This window comes from Micromonospora aridisoli (assembly GCF_056150025.1).
Map to the genome: position 1 here is coordinate 62,013 of NZ_JAXCFK010000007.1, position 15,339 is coordinate 77,351.

General features: G+C 68.7%; 11 protein-coding genes. 6 read left to right on the top strand and 5 right to left on the bottom strand.

From position 1 onward, the window contains the following. Positions 1 to 73 precede the first annotated feature (73 nt). From SM447_RS16400 to SM447_RS16410, 3 genes are all read left to right on the top strand, one after another. Complete coding sequence (locus SM447_RS16400) at positions 74 to 1,909, top strand: ABC transporter ATP-binding protein (protein WP_474573673.1); 1,836 nt, start codon at positions 74 to 76, stop codon at positions 1,907 to 1,909. Between the two features lie 271 nt (positions 1,910 to 2,180). Continuing rightward, a complete protein-coding gene (locus SM447_RS16405; protein WP_474573674.1) occupies positions 2,181 to 3,059 on the top strand; it encodes an inositol monophosphatase family protein in 879 nt (292 codons plus the stop codon). Then, a complete protein-coding gene (locus SM447_RS16410) occupies positions 3,005 to 4,288 on the top strand; it encodes a hypothetical protein (RefSeq protein WP_474573927.1) in 1,284 nt (427 codons plus the stop codon). Before SM447_RS16405 ends, SM447_RS16410 begins: the two co-directional genes overlap by 55 nt. 109 nt (positions 4,289 to 4,397) lie before the next feature. Here the strand turns inward: SM447_RS16410 and SM447_RS16415 are convergent, their stop codons facing one another. Together SM447_RS16415 and SM447_RS16420 are read right to left on the bottom strand one after the other, a co-directional pair. Beyond that, the gene (locus SM447_RS16415; RefSeq protein ID WP_474573675.1) at positions 4,398 to 5,543 is read right to left on the bottom strand and encodes a helix-turn-helix domain-containing protein; all 1,146 of its coding nucleotides are present in this window, start codon (positions 5,541 to 5,543) and stop codon (positions 4,398 to 4,400) included. Beyond that, the gene (locus tag SM447_RS16420) at positions 5,530 to 5,700 is read right to left on the bottom strand and encodes a hypothetical protein (RefSeq protein ID WP_474573676.1); all 171 of its coding nucleotides are present in this window, start codon (positions 5,698 to 5,700) and stop codon (positions 5,530 to 5,532) included. Before SM447_RS16420 ends, SM447_RS16415 begins: the two co-directional genes overlap by 14 nt. A 197-nt stretch (positions 5,701 to 5,897) precedes the next feature. Here SM447_RS16420 and SM447_RS16425 point away from each other — a divergent pair, with 197 nt between their 5' ends. From SM447_RS16425 to SM447_RS16435, 3 genes are all read left to right on the top strand, one after another. Further along, on the top strand, positions 5,898 to 7,028 hold the full coding sequence (locus tag SM447_RS16425) for a helix-turn-helix domain-containing protein (protein ID WP_474573677.1): 1,131 nt from the start codon (positions 5,898 to 5,900) through the stop codon (positions 7,026 to 7,028). Beyond that, positions 7,025 to 7,597 (top strand): HD domain-containing protein, encoded by a 573-nt coding sequence (locus tag SM447_RS16430; RefSeq protein WP_474573678.1) that lies wholly within the window; start codon positions 7,025 to 7,027, stop codon positions 7,595 to 7,597. Before SM447_RS16425 ends, SM447_RS16430 begins: the two co-directional genes overlap by 4 nt. Positions 7,598 to 7,779: 182 nt before the next feature. Beyond that, positions 7,780 to 8,871, top strand: a complete 1,092-nt coding sequence (locus SM447_RS16435; RefSeq protein ID WP_474573679.1) for a TIR domain-containing protein — start codon at positions 7,780 to 7,782, stop codon at positions 8,869 to 8,871. Between the two features lie 100 nt (positions 8,872 to 8,971). On the opposite strand, the gene treZ is transcribed toward SM447_RS16435, so the two are convergent. The 3 genes from treZ to glgX are packed head-to-tail and all read right to left on the bottom strand — an operon-like array spanning position 8,972 to position 15,117. Then, complete coding sequence (gene treZ, locus SM447_RS16440; protein ID WP_474573680.1) at positions 8,972 to 10,696, bottom strand: malto-oligosyltrehalose trehalohydrolase; 1,725 nt, start codon at positions 10,694 to 10,696, stop codon at positions 8,972 to 8,974. Between the two features lie 16 nt (positions 10,697 to 10,712). Further along, complete coding sequence (treY, locus tag SM447_RS16445) at positions 10,713 to 12,998, bottom strand: malto-oligosyltrehalose synthase (RefSeq protein ID WP_474573681.1); 2,286 nt, start codon at positions 12,996 to 12,998, stop codon at positions 10,713 to 10,715. Between the two features lies 1 nt (position 12,999). Continuing rightward, a complete protein-coding gene (glgX, locus tag SM447_RS16450; protein WP_474573682.1) occupies positions 13,000 to 15,117 on the bottom strand; it encodes a glycogen debranching protein GlgX in 2,118 nt (705 codons plus the stop codon). Positions 15,118 to 15,339: the final 222 nt, after the last annotated feature.

A 15,339-nucleotide genomic window follows, 5' to 3' on the forward strand; every position in this document is an offset into this window, starting at 1 on the left:
AGGAGATCGACCATGAGGACGTCCGGCGGTTTTCCCGGTCCCCCGTCTGTCTCCACCGCCGGAAAGGCACTTCGTGTCAGGTCTGTTCGAGAACCCTGTTGACCCCTTCCCCACCGATGACAACACCACGCCGGCCGCCAGCGTCCGGCGGTTCCTCCTGCGGGAGTTCCGGCCACTCCGGCCGGTCGCGGCGGCCGCCGTCGCCACCACGGTCCTGTGCGCCGCGATCGAGGTGTGGCTCATCGGGTACGCCGGCCGCCTGGTCGACACGCTCGCCGCCACGAACCCGGACACGCTCTGGGCCGACCATGGCACCGAGTTGCTCACGGTGGCCCTGTTCGTGCTGCTGGTCCGGCCACTGATCAACCTGGTCGGCGAGGCGCTGGACGACATCGCGTTCCGGGCCAACGCCCGCTCGCTGGCCCGCTGGCGGGCACACCGGCACGTGTCCCGGCAGTCCGTCGGCTGGTTCCGCGACGATCTCGCCGGACGCATCGCCACCTGGGTACGCGACGGCGGTGACGCCGCCAGCACCGCCGCGTACTCGGTCATCCACACCCTGGTGTTCGTGATCGCCTACATCGCCGGCTCGGTGTGGCTGATGTCCACCATCGACGTGCGCCTCCTGCTGCCGCTGGGCGCCTGGATCGTGGCGTACGCGCTGCTCATGCGCTGGGCGGTGCCGCGCTACCGGCGGGCGTCGGAGCGTCTGCAGGAGGCGGAGTCCGCGCTGACCGGCCTGCTCGTCGACTCGTATGCGAACATCGACACGCTCGCGCTGCTCGGCGGCCAGGACAGCCGCACCGCGCACGACGTCCGGGTGTTCGCGCGGGCCAGGCGCGCGCACCTGGACCTGCAGCGGATCGAGGTGACGATCAACAGCGTCATGATGGCGTTCGGCAGCGCGCTGCTGGTCGGGCTCGTCGGGTACGGGATCGTCCTGTGGCGTACCGATGCCGCGCCCATAGGTCTGGTCGCGGCCGCGCTGGCGCTGAGTTTCCGGATCACCGCGATGGCGGAATGGCTGCTGGACGCCGTGTCGTCGCTGTTCGGCTCCGTGGGCGCGCTCCGGCGGGCGCTGCGGACCATCGCGCAGCCGCTCGCCGTCGCCGACAAACCACAGGCGACCCCGCTGCGGGTACGCGGCGGCGCCATCAGCTTCTCCCAGGTCAGCCACCACTACGGCCGCGGTGCCGGCGGGCTGGACCGGCTGAGCCTGGACGTCCCCGCCGGTGAGCGGGTCGGCATCGTCGGCCGGTCCGGCGCGGGCAAGTCCACGCTGGTCGGCCTGCTACTGCGGTTCCACGACGCGGAGTCCGGCACCATCACCATCGACGGCACCGACATCAGGGACGTGACGCAGGAGAGCCTGCGCGGTCAGATCGCCATGGTCGCCCAGGAGGCCACCCTGCTGCACCGCTCGGTCCGGGAGAACGTCGCCGGCCCCGGCGACGCCGACGACACACAGATCCAGGAGGCGGTACGCCGGGCGTCCGCCGACACCTTCGTCGCCACCCTGCGGGACGCGGACGGACGGACCGGCCTGGACGCGCAGGTCGGCGAGCGCGGCGTACGCCTCTCCGGCGGCCAGCGGCAGCGGATAGCGTTGGCCCGCGCGTTCTACCGCGACGCGCCGATCCTGATCCTGGACGAGGCCACGTCCGCGCTCGACTCCGAGGCGGAGGCCGCCATCCACGACACCCTCGGCGAGGTGATGACCGGCCGAACCGTGATCGCGATCGCGCACCGGCTGTCCACCATCGCCCGGATGGACCGGATCGTGGTCCTCGACGCCGGCCGCCTGGCGGAGCAGGGCACCCACGCTGAACTGCTGGAACGCGGCGGAATCTACGCCGACCTGTGGTGCCGGCAGTCCGGCGGATTCCTCGGCACGGCCCTCGCGTCATGAAGCGAGGGCTCCGCGCGCATCCTCCGGGCTCCGTCGGTGCGGCGAGGTATCCGTGGCACTAAAGGTGTCTCCTGCCCGGCGTGTCGCCCACCTCCACTGCCACAGATCGGAAGGTCAGCTCGACCGGAGGCGTTCACGACCAGCGTGGCCAGGCGGGCGACGCTGGCGGTGCCGGTGCCACTGGGCCAACTCGGCGGATGAGTGCCGGAGTGGAATGATGGGACCATCGATCGAGGGCGGTGCCGAGCCGGTCGCGAGGAGTGTCGAGTCGATGAATCTTGACCCGTTGTGGGCCGACCTGACGACGGAACTGTTGACCGTCCTCGCCTCGTACCGATCCCGGGTAACGGAGTTGGACAGGCAGGAGAAGGCCGACCACACCCTGCTAACAGAAGCCGACCTCGCGGTCGAAGACATGATCATAAGCAAGATCCGCGCGGTGGACCCCAAGGCTCGGGTGCTGGCGGAGGAGTCGGGCAGCGGCGCCTGGCGGCCCGGTCACGACGAGGAACCCGAGCGGATCTGGGTGATCGACCCGATCGATGGCACCGCCGAGTTCGTCAATCCGAACAGCACCGAGTTCTGCTCGGTGGTCTGTCTGCTGGAGCGACGGGAGCCGGTTGCCGCACTCATCGTCGCGCCTGAGCTGGGAGACGGCGGCAACTCGATTGTGGTGGTCGCCTCCCGGGCCGACCGGACGATCACGATCAACGGCAGGCCGGCGGCCTACCGCAGCGAACCAGTTCGTGTCGCATCCCTGACCCGCAGCGTCCGATCGGAAGCCCCGCCGCACGAGACCGCCATGGCCGAGGCCGGCTACGCCCTGAAGACGCGCACCACGTCACAGACGCTGGACATGCTGCGTACCGCTCTGGACCTCACTGCTCACGCGACCGGCGCACCGCGTTTCGACCTCTTCTACCGTCCTCGCCAGAAGGTCTGGGACGGCCTCGCGGGCTTGTGCCTCGGCGAGATCGTCGGTCTAATGTCCACAGACGTGAATGGGAAGTGGCATCTGCCAGTGCCCATGGAAACGCTCGCCCAACCAGAGCCGACTTTCGCCAGCACCGTGATGGGTCGCCCGGAGGCCGTCAAGTGGTTCGTGGAGCTAGCCCGGGACTCCCCCACCGGAACACCGAAGTCCTCGTAGACGTCACGTCGATCATCAGCGCGGAAGATTTCGTCGTCGCGCAGAACCGCGCAACTCGGCCTGACGATCCGTTTGCCCGCCAGGCATTTGTCGAGCTGATCCAATCTCTGATCTTCATGGAACGGGTATGGATCGCGCATCCGGTCCTCGCCCGACCTTCGGCCGTCGACTTCGGTGCCAAGCCGTATCTTCTCCGGGCGTTGACCGACGCGGGCCTGCTGCATCCGTTGCACCTGAGCGACGACGAGACCAACCGGATGCGGGACGCCGAGGAGGCGGCGCTGCACGAGTTGCAGAGCTGGCGCGGTAACCGGGTTCTCGGCCAGTTCATCGGGCAGGCTGTCGCCTGCGACGATGCCCTGCCCGATGCTCGGAACTCACTGTCGAAGCGCATTCACGGCTGGTGCGCCTTCCAGGCGGCAAACGTACGGGTCGCCGGTCATCACGCGGACCGCATCGCCACACCGGACGGGGTGGAGGACGATCCCTTTGGAGCCTGGGCACGAGCAGCATCGATCGTGCTACGTGGCCCGCTGGGAGCCATGGCGCCGCCCGGCGAGGAGGTCTACGTCGCGGCGATTCTGGCGCGTGGGCTGAAGTATCAGGCGCGAGCGGACGCCACTCGCCTTTCCTACCAGGCCCACCCCGTGCGGCGGGACTTCCTGCTGACCTTCGACCTCTCCACCGAAGGTGCGACAGAGACGGTCGTGCTCGACGTCATCAGGGCCATCCGGGGTATCCATCAGTCGCTCGTGACGGCGGCGGATGACAGCGACACGCACCGTGTACAGCTTCTCGAACTCGAACTTCCACTGCTGGGCGGCCGCCTCTGGCAGGCCGGCGAGACCGGCCGGCTCGGTGAACGGGACTGGATCGACCTGGTTGTCGCCCGGATCGCCGACTACCGGGACAAGGCGGCCGAGCTGCGGGCCGCCGTCGCCCGCTGCGTCACCGACGAGGACCACCTCCGCCTCGCCCGCGACATCAACGGGGCGAAACGGCAACTCCTGGAACGGCTCGGCCTGCGCCGGGTGGCGCTCTCGCCGGTGGAACAGGAACTCGTCAACGGGGTGGCCTCGGTGACCGAGTCGGTGCCCGGTGTACCCAAGGTCGCCGGCATGTGGATCGGAGCGCGAGCACTCGGCAAACAGGTCTCCGCCACCGGTACACCGGTGCAGCGCTTCCTCTACAAAGAGTTCTACCGCGCCTGGAAACGCGCCGGCCGCTGACCTGCCCCCATCTCCGATTGTCGATCATGCAGTTGCGGCACCTGACAATCTACGCATTCCTCCTATTCTTGATGCCCCAACTGCATGATCAAGGAGCAGTGGCGGTTGGTCAACGGGTGAGGCCGACCAGGGTGGCCAGGCGGGCTATGCCGGCCGGTGCCGGGTGGCGGTGGGCGAGGTCGGCGATGACGGTACGCGCCACGGGCCGGCACCGGACCTCGGCCGGCGCGATTGCGTCCGCGTCGACAAGCGCCCGGGCCGCACCCCGCAGGTCACCGATCTGGAGGTACGCCCGCGCCACGTCCACCAGGTACGCGCCCCGGTGCTCGGCCGGCAGCCGCCGCCACCCGTCCCGCCGCACGATCGCCCCGTGCCCCTGCACGGCCGCCCCGGCGTCGCCCAGCTCGATCGCCACCACCACCTGCGCCAGCTCGACTGTCGTCGACCCGAACCCGGTCCGCTGCGGATCGACACCCACCCGCGCCACGCCGACGAGCCCGGCCGCCCGCCCCGTCAACTCGGCGGCACGACCGGCATCGCCGCATCCGGCGGCCGCCAGTGCGGCTTGGAGCAGTAGCGTCCCGCGTACGGCGGCACCCTGCGGCCCGAGGCGGCTCGCGGCAGCACACGTCGCGGCCAGGGCCAACCGGTGCCGACCCAGCGCCCGCAGCGCCTGTCCCACCGACACCGCCGCCGACGCGGACAGCAGCGCATCACCGCCCGCCGCGCCCATCGCACGATCCGCAGCAAGCCAGCCGAGATCGGCCTCGCCAAGCTTCACCAGCACCGACGCGGTGATCCGGTACGCCGGCACCAGCAGCTCCCGGCCCGACGACACTTGCACGGCGTCCAGCAGCCCCGGCAACGCTCGCACCAACTGCGGGTAGTGCGCGTGCTGGAAACTCAACAAGGCATGCTCGACCTGCCGCCGCACCTCAGCGGGTGAGATCGAACGACCAGGCACGCGCTCGTATCGGGCCAACGCCGCCCGGATCCCGTCCACCCCGTCGGGCATGTCGGTATCCCGCTGCTCGGATGGACGGCATTGGCCGAGCAACACCATCGGGTCCACCCGCAGTACCTGCCCGATCTGCTGGATCGTCGGGTACCGGTCCAACCGCCGGGCACCCCGCTCCACCTTGTCCACCCAGCTCTTCGACTTGCCCAGCCGGTCGGCCAGCATCTGCTGCGTCATCCCCCGCCGTACCCGCCACCGCGCCACCCGCCGACCGATCGGCAGCTCACCGCCGCTCACGCCGCCACCGTCGGTCCGGCACCGCCCGCGTGGTTTCCTCCACCGGTACGCGCTCCGCCTCCGCCTGCTCCAACAGCCGTCGCCTGGCCGCCTCCCGCTCAGCAGCCTCAACCTGCTCGCCCCGGCTCGTCGTCGACTCGTCACGTGCCCCAGACATGTCGTCTCCCTTCCAGCAGTGCGGACGTGGCCGAGCTCGAGTCACGTACCGCATATGGCACGCTCGGTAACCACGACGCTACGATCGCGACGGTGGTCGTAGGACTCACCAGCAGTACGGGTGGGAGGACCTGCCCCGCCTGGGAAGGGGTCTCCGGCGGGGCGAACGTCGACCACCGGTCAACTTGGGGGTGCCAGGTGACAGTTCACGGCCGATCGTCCAGGCCGCGCGGCTACGTGACCGGGTACCTACTGAAGCTGGTCCGCGAGTCCATCCCGTTGACGCAGGAACAAGTTGCCGCCGAGCTCGGGGTCGACCGCGCAACGGTGCAGAGCTGGGAATCCGGGCGGCGGCCCTTCACGGCCGTGCCTTTCGGGCAGGCACTCACAATCCGTCAGAAGCTTGGCAGGCTCGGAGGCCGTGCCCGTCTGCTTGCCGCCGTTGACGACGCCGTCGAAGCGGACTTCATCCTCGCCAATATCCTTGACCAGCAGGTGGACCGAGCCGAGCTATGTGAACAAGCGCTTGGATGGTCGGTGCTCACCCACCGGCTGACTGATCTGATCGTATGGGCGGTCACCGGCCGGCCACCGAGCTTCGTCAGAGACCTCCCACCAACCCACCCACGGCGAGGTCCGGTCGCCGACGGACCGATCCTCCCCGCAGATCAGCGTCACACCTTCTTCCAGCATCTTCACGTGCTGGCTGAACGCGCTGCCATTGGTCGGCACCCACACGAACTGCTGCACCGGCAAGCTTGCTTCCTCGCCGGCACGGACCCCACGAAGGAGTCCGCCGAGTGGCTCGCACAGCACAACGCGCGAACGGCTCGCCGGATCACCAGCCACAACACCTGGTCACCGATGTGGCCTGCCGCCCGATCCGTGGTCACCTCGCTGGCCAACCAAGGCAACCCGGAGCCACTCCGCGACTTCATCGCCCGCGCCCACCCGGACGACGCCTGCCAGCAGGCGGCGCTGAACTACTCCGCCTACTGGGTCGGCGAGATCCCCTACCGCCAGCGAAACGACGCCTTCATGCCCGCCGCCCGCACCGACTGGCGTGGCTCACGTCTCCTCCGCCACTTGGTCGCGCGTCTCAAACCCGGACACCCGTTCGTGGACCTCAACATCCACAACACCTGGGCCTTGCTGACCGCCCGCCAGGGTCTTTCCTACGACGACGCTGCCACGAGCCAAGCGTTGGTCAACCGCAGCACCATCCTCCTCGACCACGACAGCATCTCCGCACAGTCCAGGCAGGAACTAACGTCTATCGTCTACAGCCTGCGGACCGACGGAATCACGGGCCAAGGGGCGGGCAGATGAGCGAGGACCAACAGGCTGCCGGGGCGATGAGCTTCATCTTCGAGGCAGGTGTGCTCAAGCGCGCTGCCCGCACCGGCTGGTGGTTCGCCGGGGTCAAGCATCCCGAGTCCGTCGCCGAGCATTCATTCCGCACTGCGGTCATCGGCACGATACTCGCCGCCATGGAGGGCGCCGATCCGGCCCGGGTGTCCATGCTGTGCACCCTGCACGACACCCAGGAAACCCGGATCACCGACATCCCACACATCGCCAAGCGCTACCTCACCGCCGTACCTAACACCGCCGTCACCGCCGACCAGGTTGCCGCCTGCCCACCCGCCGTCGCCGACGTCATCAACGCCGCCGTCGCCGAGTACGAAGCAGGGGAAACTCTCGAAGCCATCGTCGCCCGCGACGCCGATAAACTCGAATGCCTCGTCCAAGCCGTCGAGTACCGGCACCAGGGCATCGACAACGTCCAGCGCTGGATCGACAGCTCCCGCACCGCCCTCAAGACCGCATCCGCCCACCGCCTCGCCGACGCTGCGCTAACCGGCCAGCCCCTCGCTTGGCTCACCCCGCCACGCTAGAAAGTTCGAGTAACTACAACCGACATTAGCCGCCAACCAGGGCATCAACGCCGTTCCGGCTGGCCGAATTAGGTTGGCGCCGCACCGGCATTTGGCTTATTGGTTTCTGCTGCATTCGCACCAAACTGTCAGAGATTTGTCAGTAACGTGCACGCGTCGAGGTGGCAACATACAATTCTTCGATGCAAACGGATGGGCCAATCGGCTTTTGGAGCTACACGCATCGCGATGATCAACTTGAGCAGGGAAGAATTAGGCGTCTTTCCACGGCAATAGCCAACGAATACGAATTGCTGACAGCGGAGAGCCTGGCTCTATTTGTTGACAACTCGGCCATCGAATGGGGCGATGAATGGAAGAGCGTCATCGATGGTGCGTTGGCGCGCACTGCTTTCTTCATCCCAATAATCACACCTTTGTACCTTAGAAGTGAGCAATGTCGCCGGGAGTTCATGGAGTATTTGAGTCGGGCAGTAAGCGCAGACGCCCGAGAACTGGTACTACCGATCCTATACGCGGACACTCCGGCAGTGACCGATCCAGATACCGATGACGAAGTTGCGCGCCTAGTGCAGGATACCCAATACCAAGACTGGCGATCCCTGCGCCTTTCCGCCGAGGAGTCGCCAGAGTACCGGAGCGCCGTCCATAAGCTAGCGACTCGCCTCGCCAGCATAACGGCCCAGATCTCTGAGCGCCCCCTACCAGACATCGAGGATATTGACCAGTCCGACCCAGAGGGGTTCTTGGATAAGATTGCAAAAGCAGAAGAGGCAGCGGCCTCCTGGGGTGAAACCCTGGACGAACTCACAATTGAGATGCAACGGCTCGGCGAGATCGCAGAGGCCTCAGCGGCTCGCATGCGGGCGAGTGATGCACGCGGCGCCGGCGCACGAGGTCGACTTGTTGCACTCAATCAATTCGCACTAGACATCAGTTCACCTGCCGAACGAATCGATGCCTTAGGGACAGACTTCGGGCGCACAGTCGTAGACGCCAATCCCGGAGTTGTCGCATTAATTGAAGCCGCAAAATCATCCGGACTACCAGATGGTGATCGCGCACAGGCGGAGGCCTTCTTCGCGAGCATTCAAGGCCTGGCTAAGGCCACGTCGAGCGGAGCGGCTGAACTCACCTCTCTATCTCAGAGCATCGACCAAGTACAGTCGCTGTCTCGGGTAATCAGGGCACCGCTGCGCAAAATCAACAAAGGCCTGACAGCCATCGTTGATGCGGCGACAGTCCTTCGAGGCTGGGCACGACTTACTGAATAGAATAAACACCAGCCGACCCAACGGAACGAATTGACATCCAGCCGGGATACGCAAGTATTCCCAATTTCCACCCGCAAGAGCGCAACGAATGTTGGCATCCTCACAGCGCCACGATCGCTGCTGCCTCGGCTGGTAGTTCGATGCGGTCGCGTTGGACGGTGACGCCCTCCGCCGTGGCCAGCAGGACCCGTCGGGCCACTCCCGGCAACGTTACCCGTTGCGGTTTGTCGGCGAGGTTGGCTGCAACCAGGCAGCCGCCTCGCCGCATCACCAGGAACTGGTCGCCGTGGCGTACATCGAGGGTGTGCAGGCGGGGGTCGGAGAGGTCCGGGCGGGACTTGCGCAGGGCGATGAGGCGGCGGTAGAAGTCGTACATCTCGCGGTGTTCGGGTTTGTCCAGCTCGGCCCAGTCGAGCCGGGAGCGCAGGAAGGTCTGCGGGTCCTGCGGGTCCGGCACCTCGGTAGCGGGCCAGCCGTGCGCGGCGAACTCCTCACGGCGGCCGGTTACCACCGCGGAGGCCAGTTCCGGCTCCGGGTGGGAGGTGAAGTACTGCCAGGGTGTGGCGGCGGCCCACTCCTCCCCCATGAACAGCATCGGGGTGAAGGGCGCGGTCATCAGCAGGGTCGCGCCGACCCTGAGCAGGGCCGGGGACAGGGAGGCGGTGAGCCGGTCACCGGTCGCGCGGTTGCCGATCTGGTCGTGGTTCTGGAGGTACGCCACGAAGCGGTGGCCGGGGGTACGCGGGTCGACGGGACGGCCGTGTTGGCGGCTGCGGAAGCTGGACCACGTGCCGGTGTGGAAGAAGCCGCCGGTGAGCACCTCCACCAGGCACTCCATGGTGCCGAAGTCGCCGTAGTAGCCCTGCCGTTCGCCGGTCAGCAGGGTGTGCAGGGCGTGGTGGGCGTCGTCGTTCCACTGGGCGTGCAGGCCCATGCCGCCGGCCTCCCGGGGCGTGATCAACCGAGGGTCGTTGAGGTCGGACTCGGCGATCAGCGACAGCGGGCGGCCCAGGTGCGTCGAGAGCGACTCGACCTCGACGGTCAGCTCCTCCAGCAGGTGCACCGCGCGGGTGTCGGGCATGGCGTGCACGGCGTCCAGGCGCAGCCCGTCGACATGGTAGTCGCGCAGCCACATGAGGACGCTGTCGATGATGAAGCGGCGTACCCCGTCGGAGTGCGGCCCGTCCAGGTTGACGGCCTGACCCCAGGGGGTGTGCCGCTCCCCCACATAGGGCGCGAACTTCGGCGCGTAGGCCCCGGAGGGCCCGAAATGGTTGTAGACGACGTCGAGGATCACCCCCAGGCCGCGAGCGTGAGCGGCGTCCACGAAACGTTTCAGGCCGTCCGGCCCGCCGTACGGTTCGTGCGGGGCGTACCAGCAGACGCCGTCGTAGCCCCAGTTGTGTTCGCCGTTGAAGGCGTTGACCGGCAGCAGCTCGATCATGTCGACACCCAGGTCGACCAGATGGTCGAGCCTGCCGATCGCCGCGTCGAAGGTGCCCTCCGGGGTGAAGGTGCCGACGTGCAGCTCGTACAGGATGCTGCCGGGCAGCTGCCGACCGGTCCAGGACCGGTCGGTCCAGCGGAAGGCCGCGTGATCGTAGATCCGGCTGGGCCCATGCACACCGGCCGGCTGCCAGGCCGACCGGGGGTCGGGCAGCGGCTGGTCGTCGTCGTCGAGCAGGAACGCGTAGTCGGGGCCGGCGTCGGGCACCTCGACCCGCCACCAGCCGTCCCGAGCGGCACGCATCTCGTGGTCGGCGGCGCCGGGCAGGTGCAGCCGCACCCGTTTCGCCTCGGGTGCCCAGACGGTGAACTCGGTCATGACGCAGCCTCCCGGGTCAGGTGGTGGGCACCAACAGCGCGACGGGATAGGTGGTCAACAGATCAGCCATGCGGACCTGAGTGCCACTGTAGACCCGACCGGTGAACAGGCACGACATCTCTTTAACGGGTAGTGACAGGGTGGTGTCCCGCCAGCCGCCGGCGGCGGCCAGGCGCAGCGGCAGCCGGGTGGCCACGGCGACCGCGCCGCCCCGGTCGAAGGCGACCGCGTGCCGGGCCGCCGGTCCGTGCACGATGACCGGCTGGTAGTCGCCGAACAGCTCCGGAAGGTCGCGGCGCGCCCGCAGCGTCCGCGACACCACCAGCAGCTTCGCCGCGCCGGTGTCGTCCACCGGCGGCTGCCAGCCCGCGTCGAGCCGGGCCAGCAGTTCCCGGCGTACGCCGAAGTCGACCGGGCGGCGGTTGTCCGGGTCGACCAGGGAGTTGTCCCACAGCTCGGTGCCCTGGTAGGTGTCCGGCACCCCGGGCATGGCCAGTTGCACGAGTTTCTGTCCGAGCGAGTTCGACCAGCCGGGCGGGGTGATCTCGGCGGCGAAGGCGGCCAGCTCGGCGTTGACGGCCGGGTCGTCGTACATGGCGTCGACCAGGGCGTGCATGGCCCGTTCGAAGGCCGGGTCGGGGTCCGTCCAACTGGTCGAGGCCGCCGCCTCCCGGGCGGCCTTCTCCGCGTACGCGTGCAGCCGCTCGCGTTCGATGGGCCAGGCGCCGACGGCGGTCTGCCAGAGCAGGTGGGCCAGGGCGGCGTCGGGCAGCGGCACCGCGGCCATCCAGCCGGTGACCAGCTCGGCCCAGCGCTGCGGCAGCTCGGCGAGGACGGCGAGGCGGGCACGGACGTCCTCGCCCCGCTTGGTGTCGTGGGTCGACAGGGTGGTCATGCTCGCCGGCCAGCGCTCGTGGCGGGCGGCGGCGAAGCGGTGGAACCGGCCGGGCAGGGTGCCGAAGTGGGTGGGGCTGCCGCCGACCTCGTTGAGCGCGATGAACCGGCTCCACCGGTAGTAGGCGGTGTCCTCGACGCCCTTGGCCATCACCGCGCCGGTGAACTGTGGGAAGCGGCGGGCCAGTTCGTCGTCGGGGTCGCGCAGCCGTCGGGTGACGGCGTCCAGCGCCCCGGTCAGGTCGATCCGGCGGCGGCCGGCCTCGGCGCGGGCGTTGGCCAGGTGCCGGGCCCCGTCGGGCGGGTAGCCGCGGTAGACGGCGAAGGCGGCGGCGAGCTCGGCCAGGGCGGCGCGGGCCGCGTCGGGGTCGACGTCGGGGGCGAGCGCGGCCAGCCGGGTCAGTTCGGCGGCCAGCAGTCGGGTGGCCGCGCCGAGTTTCGTGTCGTGGGTCAGGTCGGCCCAGGAGGTGGCCCGGCCGGCGAGGCGGGTGTCCAGGGCGGTGAAGTCAGCCTCGGCGTCGCCGTCGACGAAGAGCCCACCGACGGCGTTGAGCGCGTCGTAGCCGGTCGTGCCGTCGACCGGCCAGGGCGGCAGCTCCTCGCCGTACTCCAGGATCTTCTCCACGATCAGCCACGCGTCCGGCGCGGCGGCGCGCAACCGGGCCAGGTAGCCGCCGGGGTCGCGCAGCCCGTCGGGGTGGTCGACCCGGATGCCGTCGACCTCACCCGCCGCCGCCCAGGCCAGGATCAGCTCGTGGGTGGCGGCGAACACCTCCGGGTCCTCCACCCGCAGCCCGGCCAGGCTGGAAACGGCGAAGAACCGGCGGTACGTCAGTTCGGTGTCGCCGCGTCGCCAGGAGACCAGCTCGTAGTGCTGCCGGTCGTGCACCTCCCGGGCGCTGCCGTCGCCGGTGCCGTCGGCGATCGGGAAGCGGTGCTCGTGGTAGCGCAGCTCCCCGTCAGCGATCTTGAGGTCGTCTAGGGCGTCGGGGGTGTCGGCGAGCACCGGCAGCAGCAGCCGCCCCCGCTGCCAGTCGATGTCGAACCAGCCGGCGTACGCCGACTCGCGGCCCCGGCGCAGCACGTCCCACCAGGCCGGGTTGGCCACCGGCACGGCCACCCCGGCGTGGTTGGGCACGATGTCCACGACCAGGCCGAGGCCGGCGTCGCGCAGGGCCCGCAGCAGCCGCTGCCGGCCGGCCTCGCCGCCGAGTTCCGGGTTGACCTGCCGGTGGTCGACCACGTCGTAGCCGTGGGCGCTGCCCGGGGCGGCGGCCAGCAGCGGCGCGCTGTACAGGTGGGTGACGCCGAGGTCGGCGAGGTAGCCGGCGAGGCCGGCGGTGGCGTCCAGGTCGAAGCCGGGGCGCACCTGCACCCGGTAGGTGGAGGTCACGGACCGAGCGGGCATGTCAGGCCACCCTCTCCAGCACCACCAGGGAGCGGTCCGGTACGCAGAGCGTGCCGCCGGCCTCCACGGTGGTGCTCTTGTCCTGGTCGGGTTCGGCGGTGCTGATCACCAGTTCCCAACGGTGGCCGAACTCGGCCGGCGGGAGGGTGAAGTCCAACGGCGCGTCGTGGGCGTTGAAGCAGAGCCAGAAGGAGGAGTCGTGGTGGCGTTGGCCGTACTGGCCGCGTTCACGGATGCCCTCGCCGTTGACGAACAACGCCACCGAGCGGCCGAAGTCGTTGCCCCAGTCCTCGCCGGTCATCTCCCGCCCGTCGGGGGTGTACCAGGCCAGGTCGGGCAACGGCTCGTCCAGCTCGCGGGAGCGCACCGGCAGGCCGGTGAAGAAGCGACGGCGGCGGAACACCTGGTGCTGGCGGCGGAACTCGACCAGCCGGCGGGTGAAGTCGAGCAGGTCGGTGTCGGTGTTGTCCCAGTCGATCCAGGCCAGTTCGCTGTCCTGGCAGTAGGCGTTGTTGTTGCCGCGCTGGGTGCGGCCCAGCTCGTCGCCGTGGCCGATCATCGGTACGCCCTGCGACAGCATCAGGGTGGCCAGGAAGTTGCGCCGCTGGCGGGCGCGCAGGCCGACCACGCCCGGGTCGTCGGTGTCGCCCTCGACGCCGCAGTTCCAGGACCGGTTGTGACTCTCGCCGTCGCGGTTGTCCTCGCCGTTGGCCTCGTTGTGCTTGTCGTTGTACGACACCAGGTCGGTCAGGGTGAACCCGTCGTGGCAGGTGACGAAGTTGATGCTGTGGAACGGGCGGCGTCCGTCGTCCTGGTACAGGTCGGCGGAGCCGGAGATGCGGGAGGCGAACTCGGCGAGGGTGGCCGGTTCGCCGCGCCAGAAGTCGCGAACGGTGTCGCGGTACTTGCCGTTCCACTCGGTCCACTGCGGCGGGAAGTTGCCGACCTGGTAGCCGCCGGGGCCGACGTCCCACGGTTCGGCGATCAGCTTGGCCCGGCTGACCACCGGGTCCTGCTGGACCACCTCGAAGAAGGTGGAGAGCCGGTCCACCTCGTAGAACTCGCGGGCCAGGGTGGCGGCGAGGTCGAAACGGAACCCGTCGACGTGCATCTCGGTCACCCAGTACCGCAGCGAATCCATGATCAGCTGGAGGGAGTGGGGGCTGCGGACGTTGAGGCTGTTGCCGGTGCCGGTGTAGTCGACGTAGTACCGCCGATCCTCCTCCGATAGCCGGTAGTAGCTGGGGTTGTCGACACCCTTGAAGCTCAGCGTGGGGCCGAGGTGGTTGCCCTCGGCGGTGTGGTTGTAGACCACGTCGAGGATCACCTCGATGCCGGCGGCGTGCAGCGCCTTGACCATGCCCCGGAACTCCTGCACCTGCTGGCCGAGGTGTCCCAGGGCCGAGTAAGCGTGGTGCGGGGCGAAGAAGCCGATGGTGTTGTAGCCCCAGTAGTTGCGCAGGCCCAGGTCGGCCAGGCGATGGTCGTTGACGAACTGGTGCACCGGCATCAGCTCGATGGCGGTGATCCCGAGCCGGGTCAGGTGCTCGATCATCGGAGGTGAGGCGATGCCCGCGTACGTGCCGCGCAGTTCCTCGGGGATGCCGGGCAGCCGCATGGTCAGCCCGCGTACGTGGGCCTCGTAGATGACCGAGTGGTGGTACGGGATGCGCGGCGGCGCGTCGTTGCCCCAGTCGAAGTACGGGTTCACCACCACCGACTTGGGCATGAACGGCGCCGAGTCGGTGGTGTTGATCCGGTCGGGGTCACCGTGGGTGTAGTCGTAGACCGCCGGGTCCCACCGCACGTCACCGTCGATGGCCTTGGCGTACGGGTCGATGAGCAGCTTGGCCGGGTTGCAGCGCACTCCGTTCGCCGGATCGTACGGCCCGTGCACCCGGTATCCGTACCGCTGCCCCGGCCCGATCCCCGGGATGTACGCGTGCCAGACGTACGCGTCGACCTCCCGCAGCTCGACCCGGCGCTCGGCGCCGGTGTCCCACTCGTCGAAGAGGCAGAGTTCGATCTTCTCCGCCACCTCCGAAAAGATCGCGAAGTTGGTGCCCATCCCGTCGTAGGTGGCGCCGAGGGGATACCGCTCGCCCGGCCAGACCTGCATGTCGCTCCTTCGGCCCACGTGTCATGAGCGCGCCCGCCCGCACCATGAGCGCACCCGCCAGGGAACCCGGTGATGCGCGGGGCGGTAATGCCCCGCACGGTCCACCGCCAATCCATCCGATCGGGTGAATGCCCGGTATCCGCCCGACTGAGTCGAGATGAACCCTGCGGTGTCGTCAGTCACTGAGGCCCTCTTCGAGATGCGGGATCGGCCGTCATGACG